Origin of the sequence: Metapseudomonas phytobenefica (genome assembly GCF_043392685.1) — a bacterium.
Lineage (GTDB): Bacteria > Pseudomonadota > Gammaproteobacteria > Pseudomonadales > Pseudomonadaceae > Metapseudomonas.
Map to the genome: position 1 here is coordinate 119,105 of NZ_JBHZGM010000006.1, position 24,049 is coordinate 143,153.

At 65.4% G+C, this 24,049-nt stretch carries 19 protein-coding genes and 2 pseudogenes; 5 read left to right on the plus strand and 16 right to left on the minus strand.

All coding sequences use genetic code 11. The features are described 5' to 3' along the window. The first annotated feature begins 85 nt into the window (after positions 1-85). Together ACFW0B_RS07605 and ACFW0B_RS07610 are read left to right on the plus strand one after the other, a co-directional pair. Complete coding sequence (locus tag ACFW0B_RS07605; protein ID WP_449147325.1) at positions 86-1,036, plus strand: Vgb family protein; 951 nt, start codon at positions 86-88, stop codon at positions 1,034-1,036. 418 nt (positions 1,037-1,454) lie between these two features. Next, positions 1,455-2,078 carry a glutathione S-transferase family protein gene (locus ACFW0B_RS07610; protein ID WP_449147326.1) on the plus strand — a complete coding sequence of 208 codons (624 nt, stop codon included), beginning with the start codon at positions 1,455-1,457 and terminating at the stop codon, positions 2,076-2,078. 212 nt (positions 2,079-2,290) lie between these two features. On the opposite strand, the gene creD is transcribed toward ACFW0B_RS07610, so the two are convergent. From creD to rloA2, 4 genes and pseudogenes are all read right to left on the minus strand, one after another. Beyond that, entirely contained in the window at positions 2,291-3,640 is a 1,350-nt protein-coding gene (gene creD, locus ACFW0B_RS07615; protein ID WP_449147327.1) for a cell envelope integrity protein CreD, read from the minus strand. 235 nt (positions 3,641-3,875) lie between these two features. Then, a complete protein-coding gene (locus ACFW0B_RS07620; protein WP_449147328.1) occupies positions 3,876-4,310 on the minus strand; it encodes a CBS domain-containing protein in 435 nt (144 codons plus the stop codon). A 185-nt stretch (positions 4,311-4,495) separates the two neighbouring features. After that, positions 4,496-4,672 (minus strand): annotated as a pseudogene (locus ACFW0B_RS07625) (two-component system sensor histidine kinase CreC); the annotation flags it as partial. 28 nt (positions 4,673-4,700) lie between these two features. Further along, entirely contained in the window at positions 4,701-5,213 is a 513-nt protein-coding gene (rloA2, locus tag ACFW0B_RS07630; protein ID WP_449147329.1) for a retropepsin-like aspartic peptidase RloA2, read from the minus strand. 190 nt (positions 5,214-5,403) lie between these two features. Between rloA2 and ACFW0B_RS07635 the strand changes: the two genes are divergently transcribed. Then, positions 5,404-6,297 carry an acyltransferase gene (locus ACFW0B_RS07635; RefSeq protein ID WP_449147330.1) on the plus strand — a complete coding sequence of 298 codons (894 nt, stop codon included), beginning with the start codon at positions 5,404-5,406 and terminating at the stop codon, positions 6,295-6,297. Positions 6,298-6,321: 24 nt separating this feature from the next. On the opposite strand, the gene ACFW0B_RS07640 is transcribed toward ACFW0B_RS07635, so the two are convergent. Then, positions 6,322-6,954, minus strand: a complete 633-nt coding sequence (locus ACFW0B_RS07640) for a DUF2780 domain-containing protein (RefSeq protein ID WP_449147331.1) — start codon at positions 6,952-6,954, stop codon at positions 6,322-6,324. Positions 6,955-7,189: 235 nt separating this feature from the next. Between ACFW0B_RS07640 and ACFW0B_RS07645 the strand changes: the two are divergent. Then, positions 7,190-7,900, plus strand: a pseudogene (locus ACFW0B_RS07645) (tyrosine/phenylalanine carboxypeptidase domain-containing protein); the annotation flags it as partial. 169 nt (positions 7,901-8,069) lie between these two features. Here ACFW0B_RS07645 and fdhA read toward each other — a convergent pair. From fdhA to glyA, 7 genes are all read right to left on the minus strand, one after another. Further along, complete coding sequence (fdhA, locus tag ACFW0B_RS07650; protein WP_449147332.1) at positions 8,070-9,269, minus strand: formaldehyde dehydrogenase, glutathione-independent; 1,200 nt, start codon at positions 9,267-9,269, stop codon at positions 8,070-8,072. 218 nt (positions 9,270-9,487) lie between these two features. Next, positions 9,488-10,351 (minus strand): formyltetrahydrofolate deformylase, encoded by an 864-nt coding sequence (gene purU / locus ACFW0B_RS07655; RefSeq protein WP_449147333.1) that lies wholly within the window; start codon positions 10,349-10,351, stop codon positions 9,488-9,490. Between the two features lie 132 nt (positions 10,352-10,483). After that, positions 10,484-11,113, minus strand: coding sequence for a sarcosine oxidase subunit gamma (locus tag ACFW0B_RS07660; RefSeq protein ID WP_449147334.1), 630 nt, complete (start codon positions 11,111-11,113; stop codon positions 10,484-10,486). Next, the gene (locus tag ACFW0B_RS07665; protein ID WP_449147335.1) at positions 11,106-14,123 is read right to left on the minus strand and encodes a sarcosine oxidase subunit alpha; all 3,018 of its coding nucleotides are present in this window, start codon (positions 14,121-14,123) and stop codon (positions 11,106-11,108) included. Before ACFW0B_RS07665 ends, ACFW0B_RS07660 begins: the two co-directional genes overlap by 8 nt. Next, a complete protein-coding gene (locus tag ACFW0B_RS07670) occupies positions 14,120-14,446 on the minus strand; it encodes a sarcosine oxidase subunit delta (protein WP_449147336.1) in 327 nt (108 codons plus the stop codon). The genes ACFW0B_RS07665 and ACFW0B_RS07670 overlap by 4 nt, the downstream gene beginning before the upstream one ends. Positions 14,447-14,457: 11 nt before the next feature. Continuing rightward, positions 14,458-15,708 carry a sarcosine oxidase subunit beta family protein gene (locus ACFW0B_RS07675; protein ID WP_449147337.1) on the minus strand — a complete coding sequence of 417 codons (1,251 nt, stop codon included), beginning with the start codon at positions 15,706-15,708 and terminating at the stop codon, positions 14,458-14,460. Positions 15,709-15,723: 15 nt separating this feature from the next. Further along, the gene (gene glyA, locus ACFW0B_RS07680) at positions 15,724-16,977 is read right to left on the minus strand and encodes a serine hydroxymethyltransferase (protein ID WP_449147338.1); all 1,254 of its coding nucleotides are present in this window, start codon (positions 16,975-16,977) and stop codon (positions 15,724-15,726) included. 378 nt (positions 16,978-17,355) lie between these two features. Between glyA and ACFW0B_RS07685 the strand changes: the two genes are divergently transcribed. Next, positions 17,356-18,375: a GlxA family transcriptional regulator gene (locus tag ACFW0B_RS07685; protein ID WP_449147339.1), complete on the plus strand. Its 1,020-nt coding sequence runs from the start codon at positions 17,356-17,358 to the stop codon at positions 18,373-18,375. A gap of 145 nt (positions 18,376-18,520) precedes the next feature. Here the strand turns inward: ACFW0B_RS07685 and ACFW0B_RS07690 are convergent, their stop codons facing one another. The 4 genes from ACFW0B_RS07690 to ACFW0B_RS07705 all read right to left on the minus strand — a co-directional run bounded on the left by ACFW0B_RS07690 (position 18,521) and on the right by ACFW0B_RS07705 (position 23,739). Next, positions 18,521-19,915 carry a purine-cytosine permease family protein gene (locus ACFW0B_RS07690; protein ID WP_449147340.1) on the minus strand — a complete coding sequence of 465 codons (1,395 nt, stop codon included), beginning with the start codon at positions 19,913-19,915 and terminating at the stop codon, positions 18,521-18,523. 89 nt (positions 19,916-20,004) lie between these two features. Beyond that, on the minus strand, positions 20,005-20,787 hold the full coding sequence (locus ACFW0B_RS07695) for a creatininase (RefSeq protein ID WP_449147341.1): 783 nt from the start codon (positions 20,785-20,787) through the stop codon (positions 20,005-20,007). A 122-nt stretch (positions 20,788-20,909) separates the two neighbouring features. Then, positions 20,910-22,253, minus strand: a complete 1,344-nt coding sequence (locus ACFW0B_RS07700; RefSeq protein WP_449147342.1) for an MFS transporter — start codon at positions 22,251-22,253, stop codon at positions 20,910-20,912. Between the two features lie 274 nt (positions 22,254-22,527). Then, positions 22,528-23,739 carry a M24 family metallopeptidase gene (locus ACFW0B_RS07705; RefSeq protein ID WP_449147343.1) on the minus strand — a complete coding sequence of 404 codons (1,212 nt, stop codon included), beginning with the start codon at positions 23,737-23,739 and terminating at the stop codon, positions 22,528-22,530. Positions 23,740-24,049: the final 310 nt, after the last annotated feature.

Below are 24,049 nucleotides of genomic sequence, written 5' to 3' on the forward strand. Positions count from 1 at the left end.
CCCCCTGCCGTTCGGGAATTTCTGCGAACCCCTGCCCGCCTTCCGGCGTCGATTGATAAATCACCCGGGAGACGGAGGCCTTCCCATGATTCGCCCGCTTGTCCTCGCCCTGTGCGCAGCCCTGCTCTGCGGAGCGGCCATCGCGGCGGATGTCACCTACTACCCGGTGCCCGTCGGCACAGCCCCGCGCGACCTGGCGCCGGCCACCGACGGGCGCGTCTGGTTCACCGCGCAGCGCCAGGGGGCGGTCGGCCTGCTCGACCCGCTCACCGGCCAGACCCAGCTGGTTCCTCTCGGCAAGGGTTCCTCTCCGCGCTCCCTGCTGGTGGATCAGGAAGGCGCCGCCTGGATCACCGACCCCGGCCTGGATGCACTGGTGCGGGTCGACCCGGTGGACCAGAGCGTCAGTACCTTCCCGCTCAAGGGCACGGCGGCCGGCATCGAACTGGAAGACCTGGCCCAGGATCGCAATGGCGATATCTGGTTCACCGGCAAGCGCGGATTCTATGGCCGCTTCAAGCCCGCCAGGCGCAACCTGGAAGTCTGGCCGGCGCCGGGAGGCCCCGGCCCTGGTGGCATCACTGTGACACCCAACGGCGAGGTCTGGTACGCCAATGAACCGGCCCGCCATATCGGCCGCATCGACCCCGGCACCGGCCAGGCCAAACTGGTGGATCTGCCGGAGGCCAGTGCCAGTCCGCGTGTGATCTGGAGCGACTCGCGCGGCACCCTCTGGGTTAGCGAAGCGGCCGGCGGGCGCCTGAGCCGGTTCGATCCGCTGGGCGAAGCCTGGAACAGCTGGAAGATTCCCGGCAGCAACGCCGACGCCCATGCGCTCTATGTCGATGAGCAGGAGCGGGTCTGGCTGAGCGACTTCAGCGCCAATGCCATCCTCCGCTTCAACCCGTTCAGCCGCCGGTTCGCCAGCTTTCCCAGCGACCGCCCGGGGGCCCAGGTGACCCAGCTGGCCGGTCGTACCGGCGAAGTCTGGGGCGCGGAATCGGCGCAGGACCGGCTGGTGATGATCAAGTACTGAGCCTGTGGGTGATTCCAGGTCAATCAGTTGTAGGGGGATGGCGCTTTTTCAACCACCATCGGCGCTATTCCGGGCCCCTTTTGGTCGATCGATGAAGCGTGATCCACCCGACGTCTGCGCACGTCCTGCAGGATCGAATTCATTCGCGAAAGCAGGTCTGCCCTTGGGAATCCCGGCCAGATCCGCTGCCCTCTCCCCAACCTCGCTTTGCGCCCCGGCCAGAACGCTTCGCGTTCTGTCGCTCAGAAGCGCCGGAAGCAGTACTTCCAAAAGCGCGCCTCTTCGCCTCGCACGCGGGAGAGGGGGTTGCCCGCGCAAGCCTTCAGTCCTGCTAGAGTGGCGCGAACCCCCATGCCCGGCGGCAATCCAATACGGTATAACTGCGCCATTCCCCCGCTGCAGACGCCGAGGATCCCGTATGAGCGCCAACCAGACCCTGTACTTCTCCCCCACCTCCCCCTACGTCCGCAAGGTCATGGTGCTGCTCCACGAAACCGGCCAGCTCGGCGTGGTCAACCTCCACGGCGTGACCCTCACCCCGGTGAACCCCAGCGCCGAGGTGAACGAGCACAACCCCGCCGGCAAGATTCCGGCCCTGCAACTGGCAGACGGCAGCGTGCTGCACGACAGCCGGGTGATCCTCGACTACTTCGACCACCAGCACGACGGCGAACCGCTGATCCCCCGCGACGGCCCGGAGCGCTGGCGGCGCATGACCCTGGCCTCGCTTGCCGACGCGGTAACCGATGCCGCCATCCTGGTGCGCTACGAAACCTTCCTGCGTCCCGAGGACAAGCGCTGGGACGACTGGGTCCTGGGCCAGTGCAGCAAGATCGACCGCGCCCTGGCGGCCTTCGAGGAAGCCGCCAGCGAGCTGGACGAGCGCTTCGACGTCGCCGCCATCAGCGCCGCCTGCGCCCTGGGCTACCTGGACTTCCGCATGCCCGACCTCAACTGGCGCCGTGACTGCCCGAAACTGGCCGCCTGGTATTCAACCGTCAGCCAGCGGCCGTCGCTGGTGGCCACCGCGCCTGTCCACTGAGCGCTCCCGCGGTCGGGGCAGGCAGGTGCCGAACAGCCTGTCCAGCTCCGCCGCCAGCTTCACCGCCCGCTCCTGATCCTCCCGCAACCCCAGCAGCCTCATTCCACACCTCCCACGTGCCGGTACCAGAGGCGGAAGAAACCCGCCCCCGGCACCAGCCGCAAAATCAAACAGCCGTCGATTCGCATCAATCCACGCATGGCCGGTCCTCCTCAGTTGCCGCTGGCCGGCTGGGCGCGGCCGACGCCGTACCAGTCCAGCTTGCGGGTCAGCACCATCACGCAGGCGAGTAGGCCGAATACCAGCAGCGAGCCCATCAGCAGGGCGTAGTCCTCGGCGCTGAGCAGGCCGTAGAGCATGCCGTAGAGCGCCGCCAGCCCCAGGGTGAAGCCACCGCCGCGCAGCCAGCTGTGGAGCACGTGACTGACGTAGAACCCCACCAGCGCCACGCACGCCGAAGCCGAGATGAGATAGGCAAGGGCGAATTCCAGGTGCTCGGACAGCGACAGCAACAGCAGGTAGAAAAACACCAGGACGAGCCCCACCAGGCCGTACTGCACCGGGTGCACGGCCAGGCGCTTGAGCACTTCCACCAGGAAGAAGCCGGCGAAGGTCAGGGCCACGAACAGCAAGGCGTATTTGATCGCGCGGTCGGTCTTCAGGTACTGGTCCACCGGGTCGGCAAAACTCACGCCGAAGTCCCGCGAATTGAACGGGTCGCACCGGGACTCGCCCACGCAATCGGCCAGGGCCTCCTGCAGGTTGGTGGCGAAGAAGCTGGTCTGCCAGGTGGCGGAGAAGCCCTGGGCGCTGATGCTGCGCTCGCTGGGGAGGAATTCGCCGATGAAGCTAGGGTGAGGCCAGGACGAACTCAATTCCACTCGCGAATCGCGGCCCACCGGCGTCACGCTGAGGGACGAGGTGCCCTGCAGCTTGAGGTCGAAACCGAAGTCCAGGCTCTGCACGATCCCGGCCTGCATCGGCGCCAGCGGTACGTGCACGCCCCCCGCCAGCAGGCGGTCGCCGCTGCCGGGCTGGAAGTCCAGGGTCTGGCCGTTCAGGCGCAGCTTGAGAGCGTTGCCGATGCCCCGGATATCGCTGATGCCCACTGCCAGGAAAGGCGCCTCGAAGCGATAGTCCGCCAGGTTCTCGTCGATGCCGTAGTTGGCCGGCACCAGGATCTGCCCGCTGACCTGGCTGTCGCTCTTGTACAACCGCGCCTGGTAGATGCCCCGGGCGCGCACTTCGGTGTCCACATGGCCGGTGAGGTTGAAGCGCTCCGGCAGGAAGTAGAGCCGGCCACTCACCTCGCGCTCTTCCATATGGCGCTGGCCGGTCTGCTCGTAGGCCTTCCACGCGCGCACTGTGCGCTTGTACGGCACCACCAGGATCGGCCCGGTGATGCGCTGGCTGTAGCTGGAGCTCTGGGCGATGTTGATCAGCACGCTGTTGCGCGCGGCCTGGCGCTCGCTGATCAGGCCGTCGATCAGCATCAGCGGGATCATCAACAGCAGCATCAGCAGGGCGATGGTGCCCAGCTTGAAGCCGAGGGTACGGGTCATGGCAACTCTCCTTGTGTCGGGACGGGGAGAGTCTGGGGAGCGTGTGAGGCGTGGTTATGGCGGAAGTGTGGAGACTGTGTGGGGAAAGCGTGGAGGCCGGTTGCGCTTTTTACTGTGGGGGCGAACTCATTCGCTAAGGGCAGCACAGCTGCCCCCGCAAGGTTGATGGCAGGACTGCGTCCTGCCTAGCGAATGAATTCGCCCCCACAAGGTTTCCATCGTCCTACAGGGGACGTTAAGCCCCGCGGATGTACTGCTCCAGATGCTGGATCAGGCTTTCCTGTTCGGCGGTGATGTCGCGCACCAGGTCGCGGATGGAAAGCAGCCCCACCAGCTTGCCGTCATCGAGCACCGGCAGGTGGCGCAGGTTCTTCTCGGTCATCAGTTGCATGCAGTACTGGTTGCTGTCGCGCGGGGTCACCACGAAGAGGTTGGAGGTCATCACCTCTTCGATGGTGGTGGCATAGGCCGAACGCTCCAGGGCCGCCACGCGGCGCACGAAATCGCGCTCGGTGACGATGCCGACCAGCTCGCCAGCCTGCAGCACCACCAGCGCGCCGATGTCCTTCTCGGCCATCAGCAGGGCGGCCTCCAGCACGGTGGTGGTCGGTTCGACACTGAACAACCGAGTGTGGGACTTGGCTCTGAGAATCTCGGCGACGCTTTTCATCCGGCAGCTCCTGAAGGGCCTGTGGGTCCTGTAGTCCAAGCACGGCGCTTGCAAGGCAGCCGCATCAAGAATCAAGCCAGAACCTGGTTACAGGGCGGCGACGCCCGTCGAAAGTCAGGCCGCCGTTCTGCTCAATTTATAGTCGAAGGCCGAAGCCGCCGGCATCAGCAGGCGGCGAGCGCATATCAATCCGCGACAGCAGGAAGTCGCAGACAGGCCTCCACGCCGCCGTCGCGGTTGGCCACACGCAATTCGCCACCGTGCAGCCCGGCGACCTCCTGCACGAAATTGAGGCCCAGGCCCGTGCTCTTGCGCCCCGTTGCGGGGCGCGGCAGGGAATAGAGGCGCGAGGTGAGGCGCGAACCGGCTACAAGGCGCCCATAGCGTCAATCAGCACTGCGGCTTGCCGGCGGTGAACTTGCGCCCTGGATAGACCGCGGCCTTGAACTCGCGCAGGGCCTTGGCGCCGATCAGCAGCGGGTAGTTGAAGCTGGAGCGGTCGGTGAGGTTGACCTCCACCGTGCGCTTCTCGCCGCCCAGGCACATCTCCATGTCTACCACCGGGCGCTTGGAAATCTCTGCCGTGGGGGCTTCGTCTTCCTCGCCCAATTCGTCGGCGCGGTTCTTGATCTTGCTGATGCGCGACAGGCGATGTTCGAACAGGGTGTCATCGGCGTCCTTGGTGGCCAGGCGGAAGCGCACCCACTCCTCGCCATCGCGCTCGAAGCGTTCGATGTCCCTGGCGGACAGGGAGGCGGTCAGGGCGCCGGTGTCCATCTTGGCCTTCAGGGTCTGGCCAATCTCCGGCAGGCGGATGTACTCGTAGCGGCCGTAAAGCGTGGGTTCCTTGGCGGCGAAAGCAGGCAGCGCCAGCAGGGCCAGCAGGGCAATCAGGGGTTTCAACACAACATCTCCCGGTTGAGGGGTACGGTTCTCGGACTGGTCGGGCGGCCAATGGTTCGTCGCCGCCGACTCAGCGAGTGCCCGCAGCATACTCGCCCCCCGGCGCGCAGCAAGGCCTCCGACCGCTCGTCGCGTCGGCGGCGACTGCGTATCATGGCCCGCACTCACGCGGACAAGGAGCCGAGACCCCATGCAGGCACTGCTGACCGGAATCGCCACCACCCTGCTGCTCTTGCTCAACACCCTGATCCTGATCGGCCCGATGCTGGCCATCGCCCTGCTCAAGCTCATCCTGCCAGGCCAGCACCTGCGCGACGCCTGCTCCCGTGGCGTGATGTGGATCGCCGAAACCTGGGCGGAGAACTGCAAGCGCGTGTTCGCCGCCCTCACCCCGACCCACTGGGACATCCGTGGCGGCGAAGGGCTGCGCAACGACACCTCCTACCTGGTCATCAGCAACCACCAGTCCTGGGTGGACATTCCCGCCCTGGTCCAGGCCTTCAACCGCAAGGCGCCCTACTTCAAGTTCTTCCTCAAGAAGGAGCTGATCTGGGTGCCCTTCCTCGGCCTGGCCTTCTGGGCCCTGGATTACCCCTTCATGAAGCGCTACAGCAAAGCCTTCCTGGACAAGCACCCGGAAATGAAAGGCAAGGACCTGGAGATCACCAAGGCCGCCTGCGAGAAGTTCAAGCGCATGCCGGTGACCGTGGTGAACTACCTCGAAGGCACCCGCTTCACCCCCGCCAAGCACGCCAACCAGGGCTCGCCCTATCGGCACCTGCTCAAACCCAAGGCCGGCGGCGTTGCCTTCGTCCTCGCGGCCCTCGGCCAGCAACTGGACGCCATCCTCGACGTCACCCTGGTCTACCCGGGCGAGGGCGTGCCCGGCTTCTGGGCGCTGCTGTCCGGCCAGGTACCGCAGGTGATCGTGGATATCCAGACCCGCCCACTGGACCCGGCCCTGTGGCAGGGCGATTACGAGAATGACGGGGAATTCCGCCAATACGTGCAAGCCTGGGTGAGCGAGCTCTGGATAGAGAAGGACGCGCGCATCAGCGAACTGCGCGCGCAATTGCGGGAGTAGGTGCGCGACCTACCCCCGCGTGGGTCAGGTCGACAGGCCGTTCACCGGTACCGCCTGCCCGGCCGGGATGGCCGGCGTGGCGGGCACCTGCGGAATGGTCCACTTCCACAGGTTGCCGAGGTTCTGCAGCAGCGATTCAGCCAGCCCCTGCTGGCCGAGGAAGGACAGGATCAGCGGAGCGAACTGGCCGATCAGGCCGCTATCCATCCCCAGCGAACCGAAGGCCTGGCTCACGTCCGTCATGCTGTTCATCTGCTGCCCGGCGAGCACGCCCGGCTGACCGCCCAGCGCGTTGCCCGACTGCTGGCCGAGCAGGCCGCCGATGCTGCTGAGCAGGCCCTGGGTATTGGGGTCGGTGAGCACGCCGACGCCCGGCACCGCCTGGTCCAGCTGGGCGAACTGATCGGCCGGCAGGTTGTTGCGCGCCAGGCCGAACAACGCGGTGAGGCCGCCCAGGGCCTGTTCCGGCGTGACGTTCAGCTGGCTGCCCAGTTGCCCCAGCAAGGCCGCCGACTCCGCAGGTGCGATACCCGGCGCCTGGTCCTGTTGGCCGGTCGCGGCAGCGGCGGCGACGACATCGCCCAGGGAAACGGCGAATACCGGGCTGGCGGCCAAGCTGAGCAAGGTAGCCAGGGTCAGGCTTCGGGGAATGTGCATAGGTCGACCTCGACGAAGAATCCGCGCCGGAACACTGCGTACCGGCTGGTGAGCGCAAACTCGACCATCTGACTGCGTCGAGGGGGTTGGCGTTCCCGGCAATCTGACAGCTGGTCGCCACATGCTGTGGGGGCGAATTCATTCGCTGCTTTTCTCCCTTGTCCCTCCGGGAGACGCGGCTGTCCATGCCAACGGTGAACTAGCCTTCCAGGAACACACTCCCCGGCCCACCACCATGAACGAATCCCTGATCGCCGAACTCGATGCCGCCCTCCCCCGCCTGGCCCTCAAGATCCGCGTGCTGGAGGCCATCGCCTGGCCCGATGGCGTCGAAGAGCGTTTCCTCGCCGATTGGCGCGCCGGACATCCTCGGCTCCCGGCGGTGTCGCTGCAGCCCCGCGATCACCGCGCCGAGATCGAGGCCCTGGAAACCCTCGCCAGTCGCTGCGACACAGGCCACCCGGCAGGCGCTTTCCTCGCCGCCACCGCCGCCAGCTATGCCTGCGCCGGACGCATGCTGGGCGCCATTGGCACGCCAGCCTTCACCGACTACTCGGCGCGCCTCTACCAGCGCCCCGACCACTACTACGAGCGGCAGAAGATGACGCCGCTGGATGCTGCACGCTTCTTCCTCGACACCACCGACGCCCTGCTGGACAGCCGCTGCATTCCGGCCACCGCTGCGTGCATTCCCGCCGAAGAATTCGCCGCCTGGATGCGCACGGAAGTGGACGCCTTCTTCGGCCCCGACCAGGTCCGCGTCGTACTGGACCCGGACCTGGCTTCCAAGGCCATCGCCGGAGCCACGCGCATCCGTCTGCGGGCTTCGGCGCTCTTTTCCGAACTGGACAAGGCCCAGTTGCTGCAACACGAAGCCTTCGTGCACGTCGCCACGGCATTGAACGGCCGCGCCCAGCCGCGCCTGACCAGCCTGGCCTTCTCCGCCTTCGTCGGGCGAATCAACCTGGAACTGATCGAGCTGGAGCGGTTCGTGGAGTTGGAGGAGGAGGAGGAGGAGTGAAGTGTGGGGGCGCACAAAAAAAGGGGCCCCGAAGGGCCCCTTGAGGGACAGACGCCGCGGCTGTCACATCACGGCGTCGGGGTCGTGCAGTCGATCAGGCCGCGCTGAAGGTCTTGTGCGGGTCGATGACGAATTTCTTCGGTACGCCGGCATCGAACTCGCCGTAGCCACGCGGGGCGTCGTCCAGGCTGATGACCTGCACGCCGACCACTTCGGCGATGTTGATGCGGTCCCACATGATCGCTTGCATGAGCTGGCGGTTGTATTTCATCACCGGGGTCTGGCCGGTGTGGAAGCTGTGGGATTTCGCCCAGCCGAGGCCGAAGCGGATGCTCAGGCTGCCGATCTTGGCGGCGGCGTCCACCGCGCCCGGGTCTTCGGTGACATAGAGACCGGGGATACCGATCTTGCCGGCCACGCGGGTGACCTGCATCAGCGAGTTGAGCACGGTGGCCGGAGCCTCCTGCTTGGCGCCTTCATGGCCGTGGCCGCGGGCTTCGAAGCCCACCGCGTCGATGGCGCAGTCCACTTCCGGCTCGCCCAGCAGCGCGGCGATCTGCTCGTGCAGCGGGGTGTCCAGCGACAGGTCGGCGATCTCGAAGCCTTGTGCCTTGGCATGGGCCAGGCGGGCCGGGTTGAGGTCGCCGACGATGACCACGGCAGCGCCCAGCAAGCGGGCGGAGGCGGCGGCGGCGAGGCCAACCGGGCCTGCGCCGGCAACGTAGACGGTGCTGCCCGGGCCGACGCCGGCAGTGACTGCGCCGTGGTAGCCGGTGGGCAGGATGTCGGAGAGGCAGGTCAGGTCACGGATCTTCTCCATGGCCTTGTCGCGCTCGGGGAGTTTGAGCAGGTTGAAATCGGCGTAGGGAACCAGCACGTACTCGGCCTGGCCACCGGTCCAGTCGCCCATGTCGACATAACCGTAGGCGCCGCCGGCACGGGCCGGGTTGACGGTCAGGCACACGCCGGTGTGCATTTCCTTGCAGGAGCGGCAGCGGCCGCAGGCCACGTTGAAGGGTACCGATACCAGGTCGCCGATCTGCAGGTTTTCCACGTCACGGCCTTTCTCGATCACCTCACCGGTGATCTCGTGGCCGAGCACCAGGCCGACCTGCGCGGTGGTACGGCCACGCACCATGTGCTGGTCCGAGCCGCAGATGTTGGTGGAGACCACCTTCAGGATTACCCCGTGTTCGATCTTCTTGCCCCGGGGGTCCTGCATCTTCGGGTAGTCGATCTTCTGCACTTCGACTTTGCCCGCACCGAGATAAACGACACCACGATTACCAGACATGCGTAATTCTCCGTTGTTGTTGTGAATACAAAGGCGCGGCCATCGGCCACGCAGCCTTGCACTGGAGCTTGCAGCTGTTGCCGGAACCCGCCGGTGAAACCTGGCAGGGCGGATTCCTCAAGTAGGGTGGGTCGGGCGGCGTTCCGCTTCAGCCCACCAATAGAGCCTTAGGTTGCGACTGGTGGGCTGAAGCCCACCCTACAGCCGGGTAGACCTGATCAGGCGTTGAGCACCACCGTGCGGTTGGCGTTGAGGAACACGCGCCGCTCAATGTGATAGCCGACGGCCTTGGCCAGGGTCAGGCACTCGATGTCACGGCCCTTGGCGACCAGGTCTTCGGGGTAGTGGGCGTGATCCACCGGCTCGACGCCCTGAGCGATGATCGGACCTTCGTCGAGGTCGTTATTGATGTAATGCGCCGTCGCGCCCACCAGCTTCACCCCCTTCTGGTAGGCCTGGTGGTAGGGCTTGGCCCCCTTGAAGCCGGGCAGCAGAGAGTGGTGGATGTTGATCGCCCAGCCATCGAGCTTCTTGCACAGCTCGGGCGAAAGCACCTGCATGTAGCGGGCAAGCACCACCAGTTCGGCCCCGGTCTCCTCGATCACCTGCATCACGCGGCGTTCCTGGGACGGCTTGTCGTTGGGGTCAAGGGGGAAGTGGTGGTAGGGAATTCCGTGCCAGCGGGCCAGGGGCTCCAGGTCCGGGTGGTTGGAGACCACCGCAACCACGTCCATTTCCAGCTGGCCGATGCGCTGGCGGTAGAGCAGGTCGTTCAGGCAATGGTCGGCCTTGGAGACCATGATCACCACCTTGGCGCGATAGCCCGGCGGGGTCAGCTCCACCTGCATGTCGAAGGGCGCCAGGCGCTCGTCCAGGCCGGCCCGGAAGGCCTGCTCGTCGAAGCCATCGGGCTGGCGGAATTCGACACGGATGAAGAACCGCGACGACAGCCGGTCATCGAACGAGTGGTGCTCGGTGACGTAGCAGCGCTGCTCGAAGAGAAAGCGCGTCACCGCATCCACGGTACCGAGCACGCTCGGGCATTGGGCGGTGAGAATCCAGGTATCGGGGGTGCGGCTCATATGCGGACTCCGATGTTTTGTCTCCCCTCTCCCTCTGGGAGAGGGGGCGGGGGTGAGGGATGGTCCGAGTGGCACGGGGCATCCCTCACCCCAACCCTCTCCCAAGCGGAGAGGGGGCTATCCGTGCATGGATCAGGCCTTGACCGCCAGCCCGTACTCCGCGCTGGCGTCCTGCAGCCAGAGCCAGATGTAGTCGGCGAAGCTGCGGCGGATCAGCAGTTCCCAGGTGTCTTCACCGGTGTGACGGATCACCGCGCCGGCCTTGGCGAAGGTGGTGCCGACGGCCTTGCCCACCGGGAAGTTGCTGGGGTGCACGTCGTAGGGCGTGGACTTCATCAGCACCTCGCGGACATGGGGTCCGGAGAGCTCGAGAATGGTCTGGCCGCCACTGACGTTGACCACGGAGATGTGCTGGCCATCCAGCGCCTTGCGCAGGCGCTGTTCGGTCTCGAACTCCTGGCCGCCCGGCACGATCAGCAGCCACTCATCCGGCCCCAGCCATTGCAGCGAGGTATCGCCGTTGGCCACCAGGGTCAGGGCCACCGGCAGCTCCAGGCCGAGGGCGCTGTGCACGCCGCCGGAGAAGGCCGGGTCGTTGGCGTCACCACGGATCACCAGGTGGCCGAGGAGCTTCTTCTCGCGCAGGACCACGCCTGCGCTGCTCTTGCCCTTGCGTGCCAGCTCTTCGAGGCCGGCATGATGCAGCGGCGATTCGCCACGGGCGTTGTCGGGGCGCTGCTTGTAGACGTTCACGTTAGACATTCTGGCGATCCCCTTTCGGGTCATAGAACACAGAGCTGCAGATTTCGGCTTCGATCACGCTGCCATCGGCCAGCGGTGCGAACACACGCTCACCCATGCGCTTCAAGCCGCCCTTGACCACGGCCATGGCGAAGGAATGCCCCATGGTCGAGCTCATGTAGCTGGAGGTGACGTGGCCGACCATCTTCATCGGGATGGGCTGCTTCGGATCGAACACCAGCTGGGCGCCTTCCGGCAGCACCTTGTTCGGGTCGATGGGCTTGAGGCCCACCAGTTGCTTGCGGTCTTCACGCAGGCAGTCTTCGCGGTTCATGCCGCGCCAGCCTATCCAGGAGAAGGGCTTGTTGCGGCCGACGCACCAGCCCATGTTCAGGTCGTCCGGGGTCACCGAGCCGTCGGTGTCCTGGCCGACGATGATGAAGCCCTTCTCGGCCCGCAGCACGTGCATGGTTTCGGTGCCGTAGGGGGTCAGGTTGTACTTCTTGCCGGCCTCGATGATCTTTTCCCACACGCCCAGGGCGTAGTCGGCCTGCACGTTCACTTCGTAGGAAAGCTCGCCGGTGAAGGAGATCCGGAACACCCGCGCCGGTACGCCACCCACCAGGCCTTCCTTCCAGCTCATGAAGGGGAAGGCGTCCTTGTCCAGGTCGATGTCCGTGACCTCGGCCAGCAGCTTGCGGCTGTTGGGGCCGGACAGGGTCATGGTGGCCCAGTGGTCGGTGACCGAGGTGAAGTACACCTTCAGCTCCGGCCATTCGGTCTGGTGGTAGATCTCCAGCCATTCCAGCACCCGGGCGGCACCGCCGGTGGTGGTGGTCATGATGAAGTGGTTGTCGCCGACGCAGGCGGTCACGCCGTCGTCGAAGACCATGCCGTCTTCCTTGCACATCAGGCCGTAGCGGGCCTTGCCCACGTCCAGCTTGGTCCAGGCGTTGGTGTAGACGCGGTTGAGGAACTCGCGCGCATCCGGGCCCTGGATGTCGATCTTGCCGAGGGTCGAGGCGTCGAGGATGCCCACGCTGTCACGCACAGCCTTGCATTCGCGGGCCACGGCGGCATGCATGTCTTCGCCGCGCTTGGGGAAGTACCACGGGCGCTTCCACTGGCCGACGTCCTCGAACTCCGCGCCCTGCTCCAGGTGCCAGCGGTGCATGGCGGTGTAGCGCTTGGGCTCGAACAGGTGGCCACAGTGACGGCCCGCCACGGCGCCGAAGGTCACCGGGGTGTAGTTCGGGCGGAACATGGTGGTGCCCATTTCGCTGATGCTGATACCCATCGAACGGGCGGCGATGGCCAGGCCGTTGATGTTGCCCAGCTTGCCCTGGTCGGTACCGAAGCCCAGCGCGGTGTAGCGCTTGACGTGCTCGACCGACTCGAAGCCCTCGCGGGTGGCCAGCTCGATGCCGGCGGAAGTCACGTCGTTCTGCAGGTCGACGAACTGCTTCGGCGCGCGCGAAGTGGGCTTGTCGTGGGGCACCTGGAACAGTGCCACCGCGGGCTCTTCCTTGCGCTTCTCGGTCTTCGGCAGGGTGCCTTCGACCACCTTGAAGCCGGCTTCGGCAGCGGCCTTGGCGCCCGCTTCGAAACCGTCGGCCAGGGCGTCGCCCAGGCCGAACACGCCATTCACGGCACCGGCGCAGTAACGCTTCTGGAAGCCCTCGCCGGGCACGAAGGCGAGGATGTCTTCACGCCAGATCGGCCTGCCGCCCAGGTGGGACGCCAGGTGTACCACCGGGCTGTAGCCGCCGGAGCTGACAATCAGGTCGCACTCCACCACTTCGCCGGGGCTGGTGACCTTATGGCTCTTCAGGTCGATGGCGCAGATGCGCGCGCCAGTGACGCGCTTGCTGCCACGGGCCTCGACCACGGCGCTGCCTGTGAGGATGCGCACGCCACGGGCGCGGGCTTCTTCCACCCAGGCGCCACGCGGGTTGCTGCGGGCGTCGGCCACGGCCACCACCTGCTGGCCGGCGTCGAGCCAGTCCAGCACCACGCGGTAGGCGTAGTCGTTGTTGGTGGACAGCACCAGTTGGCGACCCGGCGCCACGCCGTAGCGGTTCACATAGGTGGAGACGGCGCCGGCGAGCATGTTGCCCGGCACGTCGTTGTTCGAATACACCAGCGGACGCTCGTGGGCGCCGGCGGCCAGCACCACGCGCTTGGCACGGACGCGATGCACGCGGTGACGGGCCTGGCCATGGGGCGCGACTTCGCCCAGATGGTCGGTCAGGCGCTGGTGGATGGTGAGGAAGTTGTGATCGTGATAGCCGTTCACCGTGGCGCGCGGCAGCAGGGTCACTTCCGGCAGTTTTTCCAGCTCGGCGATGACCTTGGCCACCCACTCGGCAGCGGGCTTGCCGTCCAGGGTCTCGCGGGTATCCAGCAGGCTGCCGCCGAACTCTTCCTGCTCGTCGGCGAGGATCACGCGGGCGCCGCTACGGCCGGCGGCCAGGGCAGCGGCGAGACCGGCAGGGCCGGCGCCGACCACCAGTACGTCGCAGTACTGGTTCATGTGGTCGTAGATGTCCGGGTCGACTTCCTGGGGCGCACGGCCGAGGCCGGCAGCCTTGCGAATGTACTTCTCGTAGGTCAGCCACAGGTTCTGCGGATACATGAAGGTCTTGTAGTAGAACCCGGGCGGCATCATGCCGCCGCCGACCTTGCCGAGGATACCCATGACGTCGTTTTTCACGTTCGGCCAGCCGTTGGTGCTGCTGGCCACCAGGCCCGCGTACAGCGCCTGCTGGGTGGCGCGCACGTTGGGCACCTGGGAGGCTTCGGTGGAACCGATCTGCAGCACGGCGTTGGGCTCTTCCGCACCGGCGGCGACGATGCCGCGCGGACGGGAGTACTTGAAGCTGCGGCCGACGATGTCGACGCCGTTGGCCAGCAGGGCCGCGGCCAGGGTGTCGCCGGCAAAGCCCTGATAGTTCTCGCCGTTGAAGGTGAAGGTCAGCGGTTGGCTGCGATCGACGCGGCCACCCTTGGGAAGTCGGTTGACCTGGCTCATGCCGTTACTCCTGCGGTCGCGGCTTTCTTCTCGCCGACGTTGGCCTCGGTGACAGTGGGTTTCTCACCGATCTTGTAGGTTTCGAGGATTTCGTAGCTCACGGTGTGCCGCGTGGCGTTGAAGTACTTGCGGCAGCCCGCGGAATGCACCCACAGCTCGTGGTGGATGCCGCGCGGGTTGTCGCGGAAGAAGATGTAGTCGCCCCACTCCTCGTCGGTGCAGGCGTTCGGGTCCTGGGGGCGCGGGATGTGCGCCTGGCCCTTGGCGTGGAATTCCTCTTCGGAGCGCAGCTCGCCACAGTAAGGACAGAAGATGTGCAGCATGGCGATTCTCCTTAGTGAGCCACGGCAGCGGCGCCGTGCTCGTCAATCAGTGCGCCGGTATGGAAACGGTCGATGGAGAAGGGCTTGGCCAGCGGGTGCATCTCGCCGCGCGCCAGGCTGGCGGCGAAGACATGGCCCGAGCCGGGAGTGGCCTTGAAGCCGCCGGTACCCCAGCCGCAGTTGAAGAACAGGTTCTTCACCGGGGTCTTGGAGATGATCGGGCAGGCGTCCGGGGTGGTATCCACGATGCCGCCCCACTGGCGGTTCATGCGCACGCGGGACAGGATCGGGAACATCTCCACGATGGCCTGCAGGGTGTGCTCGATGGTGCCGTAGGAACCGCGCTGGCCGTAGCCGTTGTAGCCGTCGATACCGGCGCCGATGACCAGGTCGCCCTTGTCCGACTGGCTGATGTAGCCGTGTACGGCGTTGGACATGATCACGCTGTGGATGATCGGCTTGATCGGCTCGGACACCAGGGCCTGCAGCGGGTGGGATTCCAGCGGCAGGCGGAAGCCGGCCTGCTTGGCCATGTGGCCGGAGTTACCGGCGGTGACCACGCCGACGCGCTTGGCGCCGATGAAGCCGCGATTGGTTTCGACACCGATCACCGCACCATCCTGCTTGCGGAAACCGATTACTTCGGTGTTCTGCAGCAGGTCGACGCCCAGGGCGTCGGCGGCACGGGCGTAGCCCCAGGCTACGGCGTCATGGCGGGCCACGCCCCCACGGCGCTGAACGGTGGACCCCATGATCGGATAACGGGTGTTCTTGCTGCAGTCGAGGAAGGGAATTTCTTCGGCTACCTGACGCGCATCCAGCAGTTCGCCATCCACGCCGTTCAGGCGGTTGGCGTTGACCCGGCGGGCCGAGTCACGCATGTCCTGCAGGGTGTGGCAGAGGTTGTAGACGCCACGCTGGGAGAACATCACGTTGTAGTTCAGGTCCTGGGACAGGCCTTCCCACAGTTTCATCGCGTGCTCGTACAGCTGCGCCGCCTCGTCCCACAAGTAGTTGGAGCGGACGATGGTGGTGTTGCGGGCGGTGTTGCCGCCGCCCAGCCAGCCCTTCTCCACCACTGCGACGTTCTTCACGCCGAATTCCTTGGCCAGGTAGTAGGCGGTGGCCAGGCCGTGACCGCCACCACCGACGATGACCACGTCATACACCGGCTTCGGCGTCGGGTTGCGCCACATGCGTTGCCAGTTCTCGTGGTGGCTCAGGGAGTGCTTGAACAGACCGAAGCCGGAATAACGTTGCATGTTCGGACTCCTGGATTAGCGGTACACGGGGAAGTCGGCGCAGAGGCCAGCGACCTGCTTGGCCACCTGGGCTTCCACGTCGGCATCGCCGAGATGGTCGAGAATGTCGCAGATCCAGCCAGCCAGCTCGGTGCTCTGGGCTTCCTTGAAGCCGCGGCTGGTGATGGCCGGGGTGCCGATGCGGATGCCCGAGGTGACGAAGGGCGACTGCGGGTCGTTCGGCACGGCGTTCTTGTTCACCGTAATGCCGGCGCGGCCCAGGGCGGCGTCCGCTTCCTTGCCGGTCTTGCCCTGCTTGATCAGGCTGACCAGGAACAGGTGGTTGTCGGTGCCGCCGGATACCACGTCGTAGCCACGGTCGATGAACACCTTGGCCATGGCCTGGGCGTTCTTGATGACCTGGGCCTGGTACTCCTTGAAGCCGGGCTCCAGCGCTTCCTTGAAGCACACCGCCTTGGCGGCGATCACGTGCATCAGCGGGCCGCCCTGGGCACCGGGGAACACGGCGGAGTTGAGCTTCTTCTCGATCTCTTCGTTGGCCTTGGCCAGGATCAGGCCACCACGCGGACCGCGCAAGGTCTTGTGGGTGGTGGTGGTGACCACATCGGCATAGGGCAGCGGGTTCGGGTACAGGCCGGCGGCAACCAGGCCGGCGACGTGGGCCATGTCGACGAACAGCAGCGCACCCACCTTGTCGGCGATGGCGCGGAAGCGCGGGAAGTCGAGGGTCTTGGAGTAGGCGGAGAAGCCGGCAACGATCATCTTCGGCTTGTGCTCCACCGCCAGGCGCTCGACTTCGTCGTAGTCGATCAGGCCGGTGGCGGTGTCCAGGCCATACTGCACGGCGTTGTACAGCTTGCCGGAGGACGACACCTTGGCGCCGTGGGTCAGGTGGCCGCCGTGAGCCAGGCTCATGCCGAGGATGGTGTCGCCGGCGTTGAGCAGGGCCAGGTAGACGGCGCTGTTGGCCTGGGAGCCGGAGTGCGGCTGGACGTTGGCGTAATCGGCGCCGAACAGCTGCTTGGCGCGGTCGATGGCCAGCTGCTCGACCTTGTCGACGAACTCGCAACCACCGTAGTAGCGCTTGCCCGGATAGCCTTCGGCGTACTTGTTGGTCAGGCCGCTGCCCTGGGCTTCCATCACGCGCTTGCTGGTGTAGTTTTCCGAGGCGATCAGCTCGATGTGGTCTTCCTGACGACGCTCTTCTTCCTGCATCGCGCTGAACAGTTCGTCGTCATAACCCTGGATCTGGTCTTGCTTGCTGAACATCGATGATCTCCTGCGACAACCCACTGTCGTCTCTGTTGTTTTTGGGGTCTGGCGCCTGCCGCGGCATTACGGTCGGTCCCAGCCTGTTGCGGCCGATTGTGCGAGTTAGTCCGACACCCCGTTTGCCTGTTTGCGACGTGTAAATGCCCAAACTTGCCCACGCTGCCGACGAAAAGCGTTCGATTAGCGGAGCGCATCCCGCCAACCCGCCAAAGGTGCGCTGGAACGCCACTGATGCAGGGTTGGATTGGGTGTAAGCTGGACCCCGGCGCAGACTCGCTCCCGCGCCCCAGAACAAGAAAAAGACAGAACTGCACTCCGACTGCTGTCTCAACGCGACTACCCAAAAACGACAGTCGATGCTGTGGAGGAAAAACAATGGCTGTTGCGAAACTTGCGGCGCCACCCGTCGACGAAATCCAGCCCCAATCCCGACCCGGCGCAGTGAAGACCTTCGGTTTCCTGCTGATCCCCAACTTCACCACCATCGGCTTCGCGTCGGCGATCGAAACCCTGCGCATGGCCAACCTGGCCGCCAAGCGCCCCCTGTTCCGTACCCTGCTGATCGCCGCCGACCACGAGCCGGTGCAGGCCAGCAATGGCATGCGCGTGGTCCCCGACTACAGCCTCGAGGATGCCCCCGCGCTGGACGCCCTGTTCGTCGTCGGCTCCAATCCCATGCCACCCCGCTATGACCGCCGCCTGCTCAACTGGGTGCGCAAGCTGGCCCAGCACGACGTGGCCCTTGGCGGCATCTGCACCGGCAGCCACCTGCTGGCCAGCGCCGAATTGCTCAAGGGCTATCGCTGCACGGTGCACTGGGAAGACATCGAGCAGGTGAAGGACAAGTTCCCCGGCATCGTCATTTCCAACCAGCTGTTCGAGCTGGACCGCGACCGCTACACCTGCTCCGGCGGCACCGCGTCCATGGACATGACCCTGCAACTGATCGCCCGCGAGCCTGGCGGCGTGGAGATCGCCACCCGCGCCGCCGAACTGCTGCTCTGCGACCGCATGCGCGGTGCCCGCGAGCAGCAGCGCGTGCCTCTGCGGCAGAAGCTCGGCCATGCCCAGCCGAAACTGAGCCAGATCGTCGCGATCATGGAAGCCAACCTGGAAGAACCGCTGGAGCTGGAGGAACTGGCGCAGCTCAACGAGGTATCGGTGCGCCAGCTGGAACGGCTGTTCCACAAGTACCTGAACCGCACGCCCAGCCAGTACTACCTGGAACTGCGCCTGAACCGCGCCCGCGACCTGCTGCTGCGCAGCGAGTCGCAGGTCCGCGACATCGCCCTGGCCTGCGGCTTCGCCTCACCCGCGCACTTCTCCAAGTGCTACAGCCGCTTCTTCGGCCACTCCCCGCGCGGCGAGCGCAAGCAGAGTCCGCTGCATGCCTGAGTTCTGACATGGCGCCGCTCTTCCATGGGCCTGTTTCTGTGGGGGCGAATTCATTCGCCCCCACAAGTGAGCGGAACCCGCTCGCCGGAAACAAAAACGCCGCCCTCCTCTCGGGGGCGGCGTTTTCAATTCACGATCCTCTGCATCAGGCGTCCCGCTCGACACCTCCGCTCAGCGCCACCACCGGCTTCTTCGCCAACACCCAATAAACGACGCCGGATACCAGGATCGCCGGGAAGCTCGCGGTGATCTGCTCGGCGACATCCTTGAACACATGGGCCAGTACGAAGTAGACGGCGAAGCCCACCACCAGGGAGGCGATCCCGGCCCTGTTCCAGCCATTGCTGCCGTAGTAGGCGCCACCGGCTTCGGAGAACAGGTCACGGTCGGACAGGCGCTTGCCGCGCACGCAGAAGTAGTCCACCAGGATGATGGTCCAGAGCGGGATGAAGATGCCGCCTATCACCCCGAGGAAGGCTTCGAAGTAGTGCAGGAAGGAATCGAAGGCCATGGGCACGAAGCACAGCACCAGTTGCAGCACGACGATGATCGACAGCGCCTTCTTCGGCGTCAGGCCCTTGAAGGCACCCAGCAGGCCCATGCCCGAACCGTAGAGCACGGTGACATTGGTGCTCACGGTGGCGAAGATCAGCACCAGGAACGACACCATGCCCAGGCCGAGGGTGGCCAGGGTGGAGCTGGGGTCGGAGTTGTTCGGGTCGACGAACCCGCTCTGCAGCGCCACGCCGATGGCCCCGATGGCGCCGATGAGCATGAACCAGCCCTGGCCGACGTTCAGCCCCAGCCAGCTGCCCACGGCGGCGGCCGTGCCGGTCTTGGAGAAGCGCGAGAAGTCCGCTACCTGCGCCCAGGTCCAGGAGAAGCCGAAGGCCAGGTCGATGAAGAAGGCCACGCTGTGGGTCGGAGTCGTCACCTTGAAGTCCATGATCTGCTTCACGTCCCATTGGGACAGCACCACATAGGTCACCCAGCCCCCCAGCACCAGCAGGAGGATGCCGGCGATGCGCTCCAGGTAGCGGATCGCCTCGTGGCCGAGGAAGGTGATCACGCCCTGGGCGATGGCGGTCAGCAGGATGCCGAAGACCATCGGCCAGGTGGAACCCGGCTGGCCGAACACCGGCCAGCCGAATGCCGCGCCGAAGACATGACTGAGGGAGATGGCGGCGATGAAGCTGTTCACGCTGGGCCAGCCGATCAGCACCAGGAACTGCGCCACGCCGGTCAGGCGCGAGCCCTTGGTCCCCAGGGAGGGCCGCGAAACCACTGCGGTACTGGCGCCGTAGCGATAGCCGATGTAGGCCACCATCGCCCAGGGGACCATCATCAGCGGCAGCCAGATCAGGCTGTATTGCAGAACGAAAACCATACCCAGCGCGGCGGCCATGCCGCCGAAGAACCAGGAACCGGTGTTGATGCCGGAGCCGAACCAGGTCCACACCGTGTCAACGAAGCCGTAGCTGCGTTCCTCGGGCTTGATCCGGGTGAGTCCGTATTCTTTGTGCGCGTCTGAATTCGACATAGCTGAAACTTCCTCGCGGGCCGTCGCAACAGCCCCTTGTTGTAGTTGTTGAAGTCGCTTGTTCGGTGTTCGGGTGGACGCAATGCCCGTCAGGCCGACGGGAACTCGGTGCGTATGGCATCGGCGATGCCCTGCACGCAGACCTCCAGGATCAGCTCGCCTTTCTCCCGGCTGGCGTTCTTCGCCGACGACAGGGTGCCCGGCGCCGGCGTGCGGGACGGCTCGACCGGAAAGACGTCGTAGGGCGGGAAAGTCGCCGGCGGGTGGTCAACAACCTTGTTCAGGTCCACCAGGTCCGGGTACAGCGCCAGCATCAGCGAGGTCTCGAAGACGCCGCCATGCTCGATGTCCCAACCGAGGAAGCCTTCGGGATAGAGGCGCTGGATCACTGCCGGGTCCTTGACGAAATCCCAGTAGGACAGCACTACCACCTTGAAATCGTGGATGCCGGCATAGCGCAGCTCGCGCAGCGCCAGGTCGATGCCTTCGACGATGAACATGGAGTTCTCGTAGTGCCCGTTCATCAGCACCAGGCGGCGCACGCCATGGCGCGCCAGTTCACGGATGATGTCCTGCACAGTGCCGGTGAGGGTGGCGCCGTCCAGGCTGGTGGTGCCGGGGAAGTGGTTGCCGCCACCGGACTTCTGCTGTGACTTGTAGCCGTACTGCAGGCCCGGCAGCACCAGCGCGTCGATTCGCTCGGCGACCCGCTGGCACACGGCCGTGGGCAGCAACACGTCCACGTTCATGCACATGTGGTGGCCATGCTGTTCCAGGGCACCGACCGGCAGCATCAGCACGCAATCACCACCGGCGACCCGGGACTGGTACTCCTTCCAGGTCAGCTCCCCCACGAAAACGCTCTTGCTCATCAACTTGTCTCCAGAAATCCAGGGCGGCGGACGGACTGCCGCTTGTGGCATTGCATCAGAAGTGAATGGATGACTTTTGTATGAATCCGACCCGAAGTTGGCAGGATCGCCAGGCTGGACCGTCAGTCGTCAGCCAGGGCCCCGCGGGACGTCTCGCGGGTGCAGAGCATCGCCACCAGCGCCACGGCTGCCGCGCCGCAAAGCATCCAGGCCGGAGCCAGCTTGTCGCCGGTCTGGCTGATCAGCCAGGTGGCGATGAAGGGCGCGGTACCACCGAACAGGGCGTTGGCGGTGTTGAAGCTGAAGGCGAAGCCGCTGTAGCGCACCCGTGTCGGGAAGACTTCGGCGAGGAAGCACGGCAGGGTGCCGTCATTGATCGCCAGCATCAGGCCGAAGGCGATCTGGATCAGCAGGATGAACGCAAAACCCTGACCGTCCAGCAGCCCGAACAGCGGTATGGTGAGGCCGATGAACAGCATGGACGCGGCAATCAGCATGGTCTTGCGGCCGAAGCGATCCGACAGCTTGCCCATCAGGAAGATGAAGCCGATGTAGGTGGCCAGTGACACGGTGGAGGCCAGGAAGGAATCGGTTTCGGTCATGCCCATCTCGGTGGAGAGATAGGTCGGCATGTAGCTGAGGATCAGGTAGAACGCCACCGCGTTTAGGCAGGTGACGCCAATGGCCACCAGCACCTTCTTGCGATGCACGCCCAGCAGCTCGCGGATCGGCACCTTGTGCCCGGCTTCCTTCTTCTCCATGGCCTGTTCCATTTCTCGGAACTTCGGCGTGTCCTGCAGGTGCAGGCGGATGTAGCGGCCGATCAGCCCCAGCGGCGCCGCCAACAGGAACGGAATGCGCCAGCCCCAGCTGTGCAGTTGTTCGGAGTCCAGCTGCGAGTAGAGCAGTGCGGCGAACAACGAACCGAACAACAGCCCCGCCGCCGTGCTCGCCGGCACCAGGCAGGTGTAGAAGCCGCGCTTGTTGTCCGGGGCGTACTCGGCGAGGAAGGCCGCCGCGCCGGCGTATTCCCCCGAGGCGGAGAAGCCCTGCACCAGGCGGATCAGGAGCAGCAGCAGCGGCGCCAGCATGCCCGCCTGGGCGTAGGTCGGCAGCAGTGCGATGCAGAAAGTGGCGCCGGACATGATGAGGATGGACAGGGACAGGGCGTTACGTCGGCCGTAACGATCACCGATATGGCCCCAGACGATGCCGCCGATGGGGCGGACGATGAAGGAGATCGCGAACACCGCGAAGGTGGCCAGAAGGCCGGTGGTCTTGTCGGTGGCGGGGAAGAACACGACTGCGATCACGGCTGCCAGGTAGCCGTAGGCGGCATAGTCGAACCACTCGACGAAGTTGCCCATGAAGCTGGCGGTCGCCGCGCGGCGGAGGGTGCTGCGCTCGCTGCTGGCCATCTGGCTGTCGCTCTGGCCGTAGGCCAGGGTCTGGTTGGAAAGGCTCATCGGGCACCCCCTTCAGCGGGGACATGCACCTGGATGCCTGGAGTATGGACGGGAGCGTCCCGACCGTCGTTGCAACACACTGAGTCGGCCGCTCCCCCAAGGAGCGTCCCTGAAACAAACCTGACCATCGCCTTTACCTCTGTTGTTGTGGTGATTTCGGCAGCGGGTAGTCAAAGGTCGGCGCGTGCGCGGGGTCTGGCCCCGGGATGCCGCGCGTCGATTCTTGTTGTGGCCACGGCCCGCGCAGTGTCGGCCTGCGCGGGCGTGGGGTCGGTCATTTGCGGATGATGTTTTTCTCCGGACCGTAGGGGAATCGGGTGATGTTCTCGGCACCGCTCTCGTTGACGATCAGGATGTCGTGCTCGCGGTAGCCGCCGGCACCCGGCAGGCCTTCCGGCAGCATGATCATCGGCTCCATGGACACCACCATGCCCGGCTCCAGGACGGTGTCGATGTCCTCGCGCAGTTCCAGCCCGGCCTCGCGACCGTAGTAGTGGCTGAGGGTGCCGAAGGAATGGCCGTAGCCGAAGGTGCGGTATTGCAGCAGGTCGTGCTTGAGGTAGATCTCGTTCAGCTCGCGGGCGATGTCGCTGCAGCGTGCACCGGGCTTGATCAGCTCGAGACCGGCCTCGTGCACCTCGACGTTGACCTGCCACAGGCGCAGGTGCTCGTCGGAGCAATGGTCGAGGAACAGGGTGCGCTCCAGCGCGGTGTAGTAGCCGGCGATCATCGGGAAGCAGTTGAGGCTGAGGATGTCGCCCTTGTTCACCTTGCGCTTGGTCACCGGGTTGTGCGCGCCGTCGGTGTTGATGCCGGACTGGAACCAGGTCCAGGTGTCCATCAGCTCCACGTCCTCGAAGGTGTCGGCGATGGCGCGGACCATGGCCTGGGTGGCGTGCAGCGCTACTTCGTATTCCGGCACCTGGTCGCGCAGGGCCTCGACCACCGCGGCGCCGCCGATGTCGGCGATGCGCGCGCCGTGGCGGATCATCACGTGCTCTTCGGCGGACTTGATCATGCGCATACGCATGCACGCTGCGGCTACATCCACCAGCTCGGCGTCCGGATAGCGGGCGGCCAGCTTGTCGCGGTTCTGCAGGTTCAGGTGGTCATGCTCGATGCCGATGCGGCGCGCCTTGGGCAGGGCCTGCTGGATGGCGACGAAGTAGTTATCGCGCTGCCAGTCGGTGTAGACGATGTTGTCGGTGCCGACAGTGCGGCGCCACGGCTGGCCACCGTCGATGTTGGCGCTGATGCTGATCACGTCGTCCTGGGTGACCACCAGCGCGTAGGGGCGGCCGAAGGAGCAGTAGAGGAAGTCGGAGTAGTAGTTGATGTTGTGGTACGAGGTGAAGATCGCAGCGTCAATATTCTCCGCCGCCAGGTGCGCGCGCAGCCTGGCTTGGCGATTGGCGTATTCCTGGGCGGAGAAGGTGGATTTGACCTTGTCGCCATTACGGATGCGGAGCGTCTTGGGCATTTGCATGACGGGGAACCCTTGTTGTTTTCCAGTGACTCGACTCACCGGGCTGGTGGGCCGTTGGAAAGCATTGCAACAGAAGCCCCCCGCCATTTTTTGTACGAATCCGACCCCAAGTTGGTCAGATCCGCTGGGGTGGCTTGGTTGCGATCCGAGGTGTCTTTGATAACTGCAAGCGGGGGTGAGGGAAGGCGGGCTGAATAGGATTTCCATGGCAGGCACAGTCCGCTTTTTACTGTGGGGGCGACACCGTACCCAAACCACCAAAAAAACGGGCCCGGACCGTGCTGCCAGGCACGGGCGGGCCCGAAGTGGT

Excerpts from the sequence above, each read along its gene's own strand:
- ACFW0B_RS07705 (WP_449147343.1), bottom strand. The coding sequence starts at position 23,739 with ATGCAAATGCCCAAGACGCTCCGCATCCGTAATGGCGACAAGGTCAAA.
- ACFW0B_RS07685 (WP_449147339.1), top strand. The coding sequence starts at position 17,356 with ATGGCTGTTGCGAAACTTGCGGCGCCACCCGTCGACGAAATCCAGCCC.
- ACFW0B_RS07695 (WP_449147341.1), bottom strand. The coding sequence starts at position 20,787 with ATGAGCAAGAGCGTTTTCGTGGGGGAGCTGACCTGGAAGGAGTACCAG.
- creD (WP_449147327.1), bottom strand. The coding sequence starts at position 3,640 with ATGACCCGTACCCTCGGCTTCAAGCTGGGCACCATCGCCCTGCTGATG.
- ACFW0B_RS07605 (WP_449147325.1), top strand. The coding sequence starts at position 86 with ATGATTCGCCCGCTTGTCCTCGCCCTGTGCGCAGCCCTGCTCTGCGGA.
- ACFW0B_RS07700 (WP_449147342.1), bottom strand. The coding sequence starts at position 22,253 with ATGAGCCTTTCCAACCAGACCCTGGCCTACGGCCAGAGCGACAGCCAG.
- ACFW0B_RS07635 (WP_449147330.1), top strand. The coding sequence starts at position 5,404 with ATGCAGGCACTGCTGACCGGAATCGCCACCACCCTGCTGCTCTTGCTC.
- ACFW0B_RS07690 (WP_449147340.1), bottom strand. The coding sequence starts at position 19,915 with ATGTCGAATTCAGACGCGCACAAAGAATACGGACTCACCCGGATCAAG.
- ACFW0B_RS07640 (WP_449147331.1), bottom strand. The coding sequence starts at position 6,954 with ATGCACATTCCCCGAAGCCTGACCCTGGCTACCTTGCTCAGCTTGGCC.
- ACFW0B_RS07620 (WP_449147328.1), bottom strand. The coding sequence starts at position 4,310 with ATGAAAAGCGTCGCCGAGATTCTCAGAGCCAAGTCCCACACTCGGTTG.
- purU (WP_449147333.1), bottom strand. The coding sequence starts at position 10,351 with ATGAGCCGCACCCCCGATACCTGGATTCTCACCGCCCAATGCCCGAGC.
- fdhA (WP_449147332.1), bottom strand. The coding sequence starts at position 9,269 with ATGTCTGGTAATCGTGGTGTCGTTTATCTCGGTGCGGGCAAAGTCGAA.
- ACFW0B_RS07610 (WP_449147326.1), top strand. The coding sequence starts at position 1,455 with ATGAGCGCCAACCAGACCCTGTACTTCTCCCCCACCTCCCCCTACGTC.
- ACFW0B_RS07675 (WP_449147337.1), bottom strand. The coding sequence starts at position 15,708 with ATGCAACGTTATTCCGGCTTCGGTCTGTTCAAGCACTCCCTGAGCCAC.
- glyA (WP_449147338.1), bottom strand. The coding sequence starts at position 16,977 with ATGTTCAGCAAGCAAGACCAGATCCAGGGTTATGACGACGAACTGTTC.
- ACFW0B_RS07665 (WP_449147335.1), bottom strand. The coding sequence starts at position 14,123 with ATGAGCCAGGTCAACCGACTTCCCAAGGGTGGCCGCGTCGATCGCAGC.
- ACFW0B_RS07670 (WP_449147336.1), bottom strand. The coding sequence starts at position 14,446 with ATGCTGCACATCTTCTGTCCTTACTGTGGCGAGCTGCGCTCCGAAGAG.
- ACFW0B_RS07660 (WP_449147334.1), bottom strand. The coding sequence starts at position 11,113 with ATGTCTAACGTGAACGTCTACAAGCAGCGCCCCGACAACGCCCGTGGC.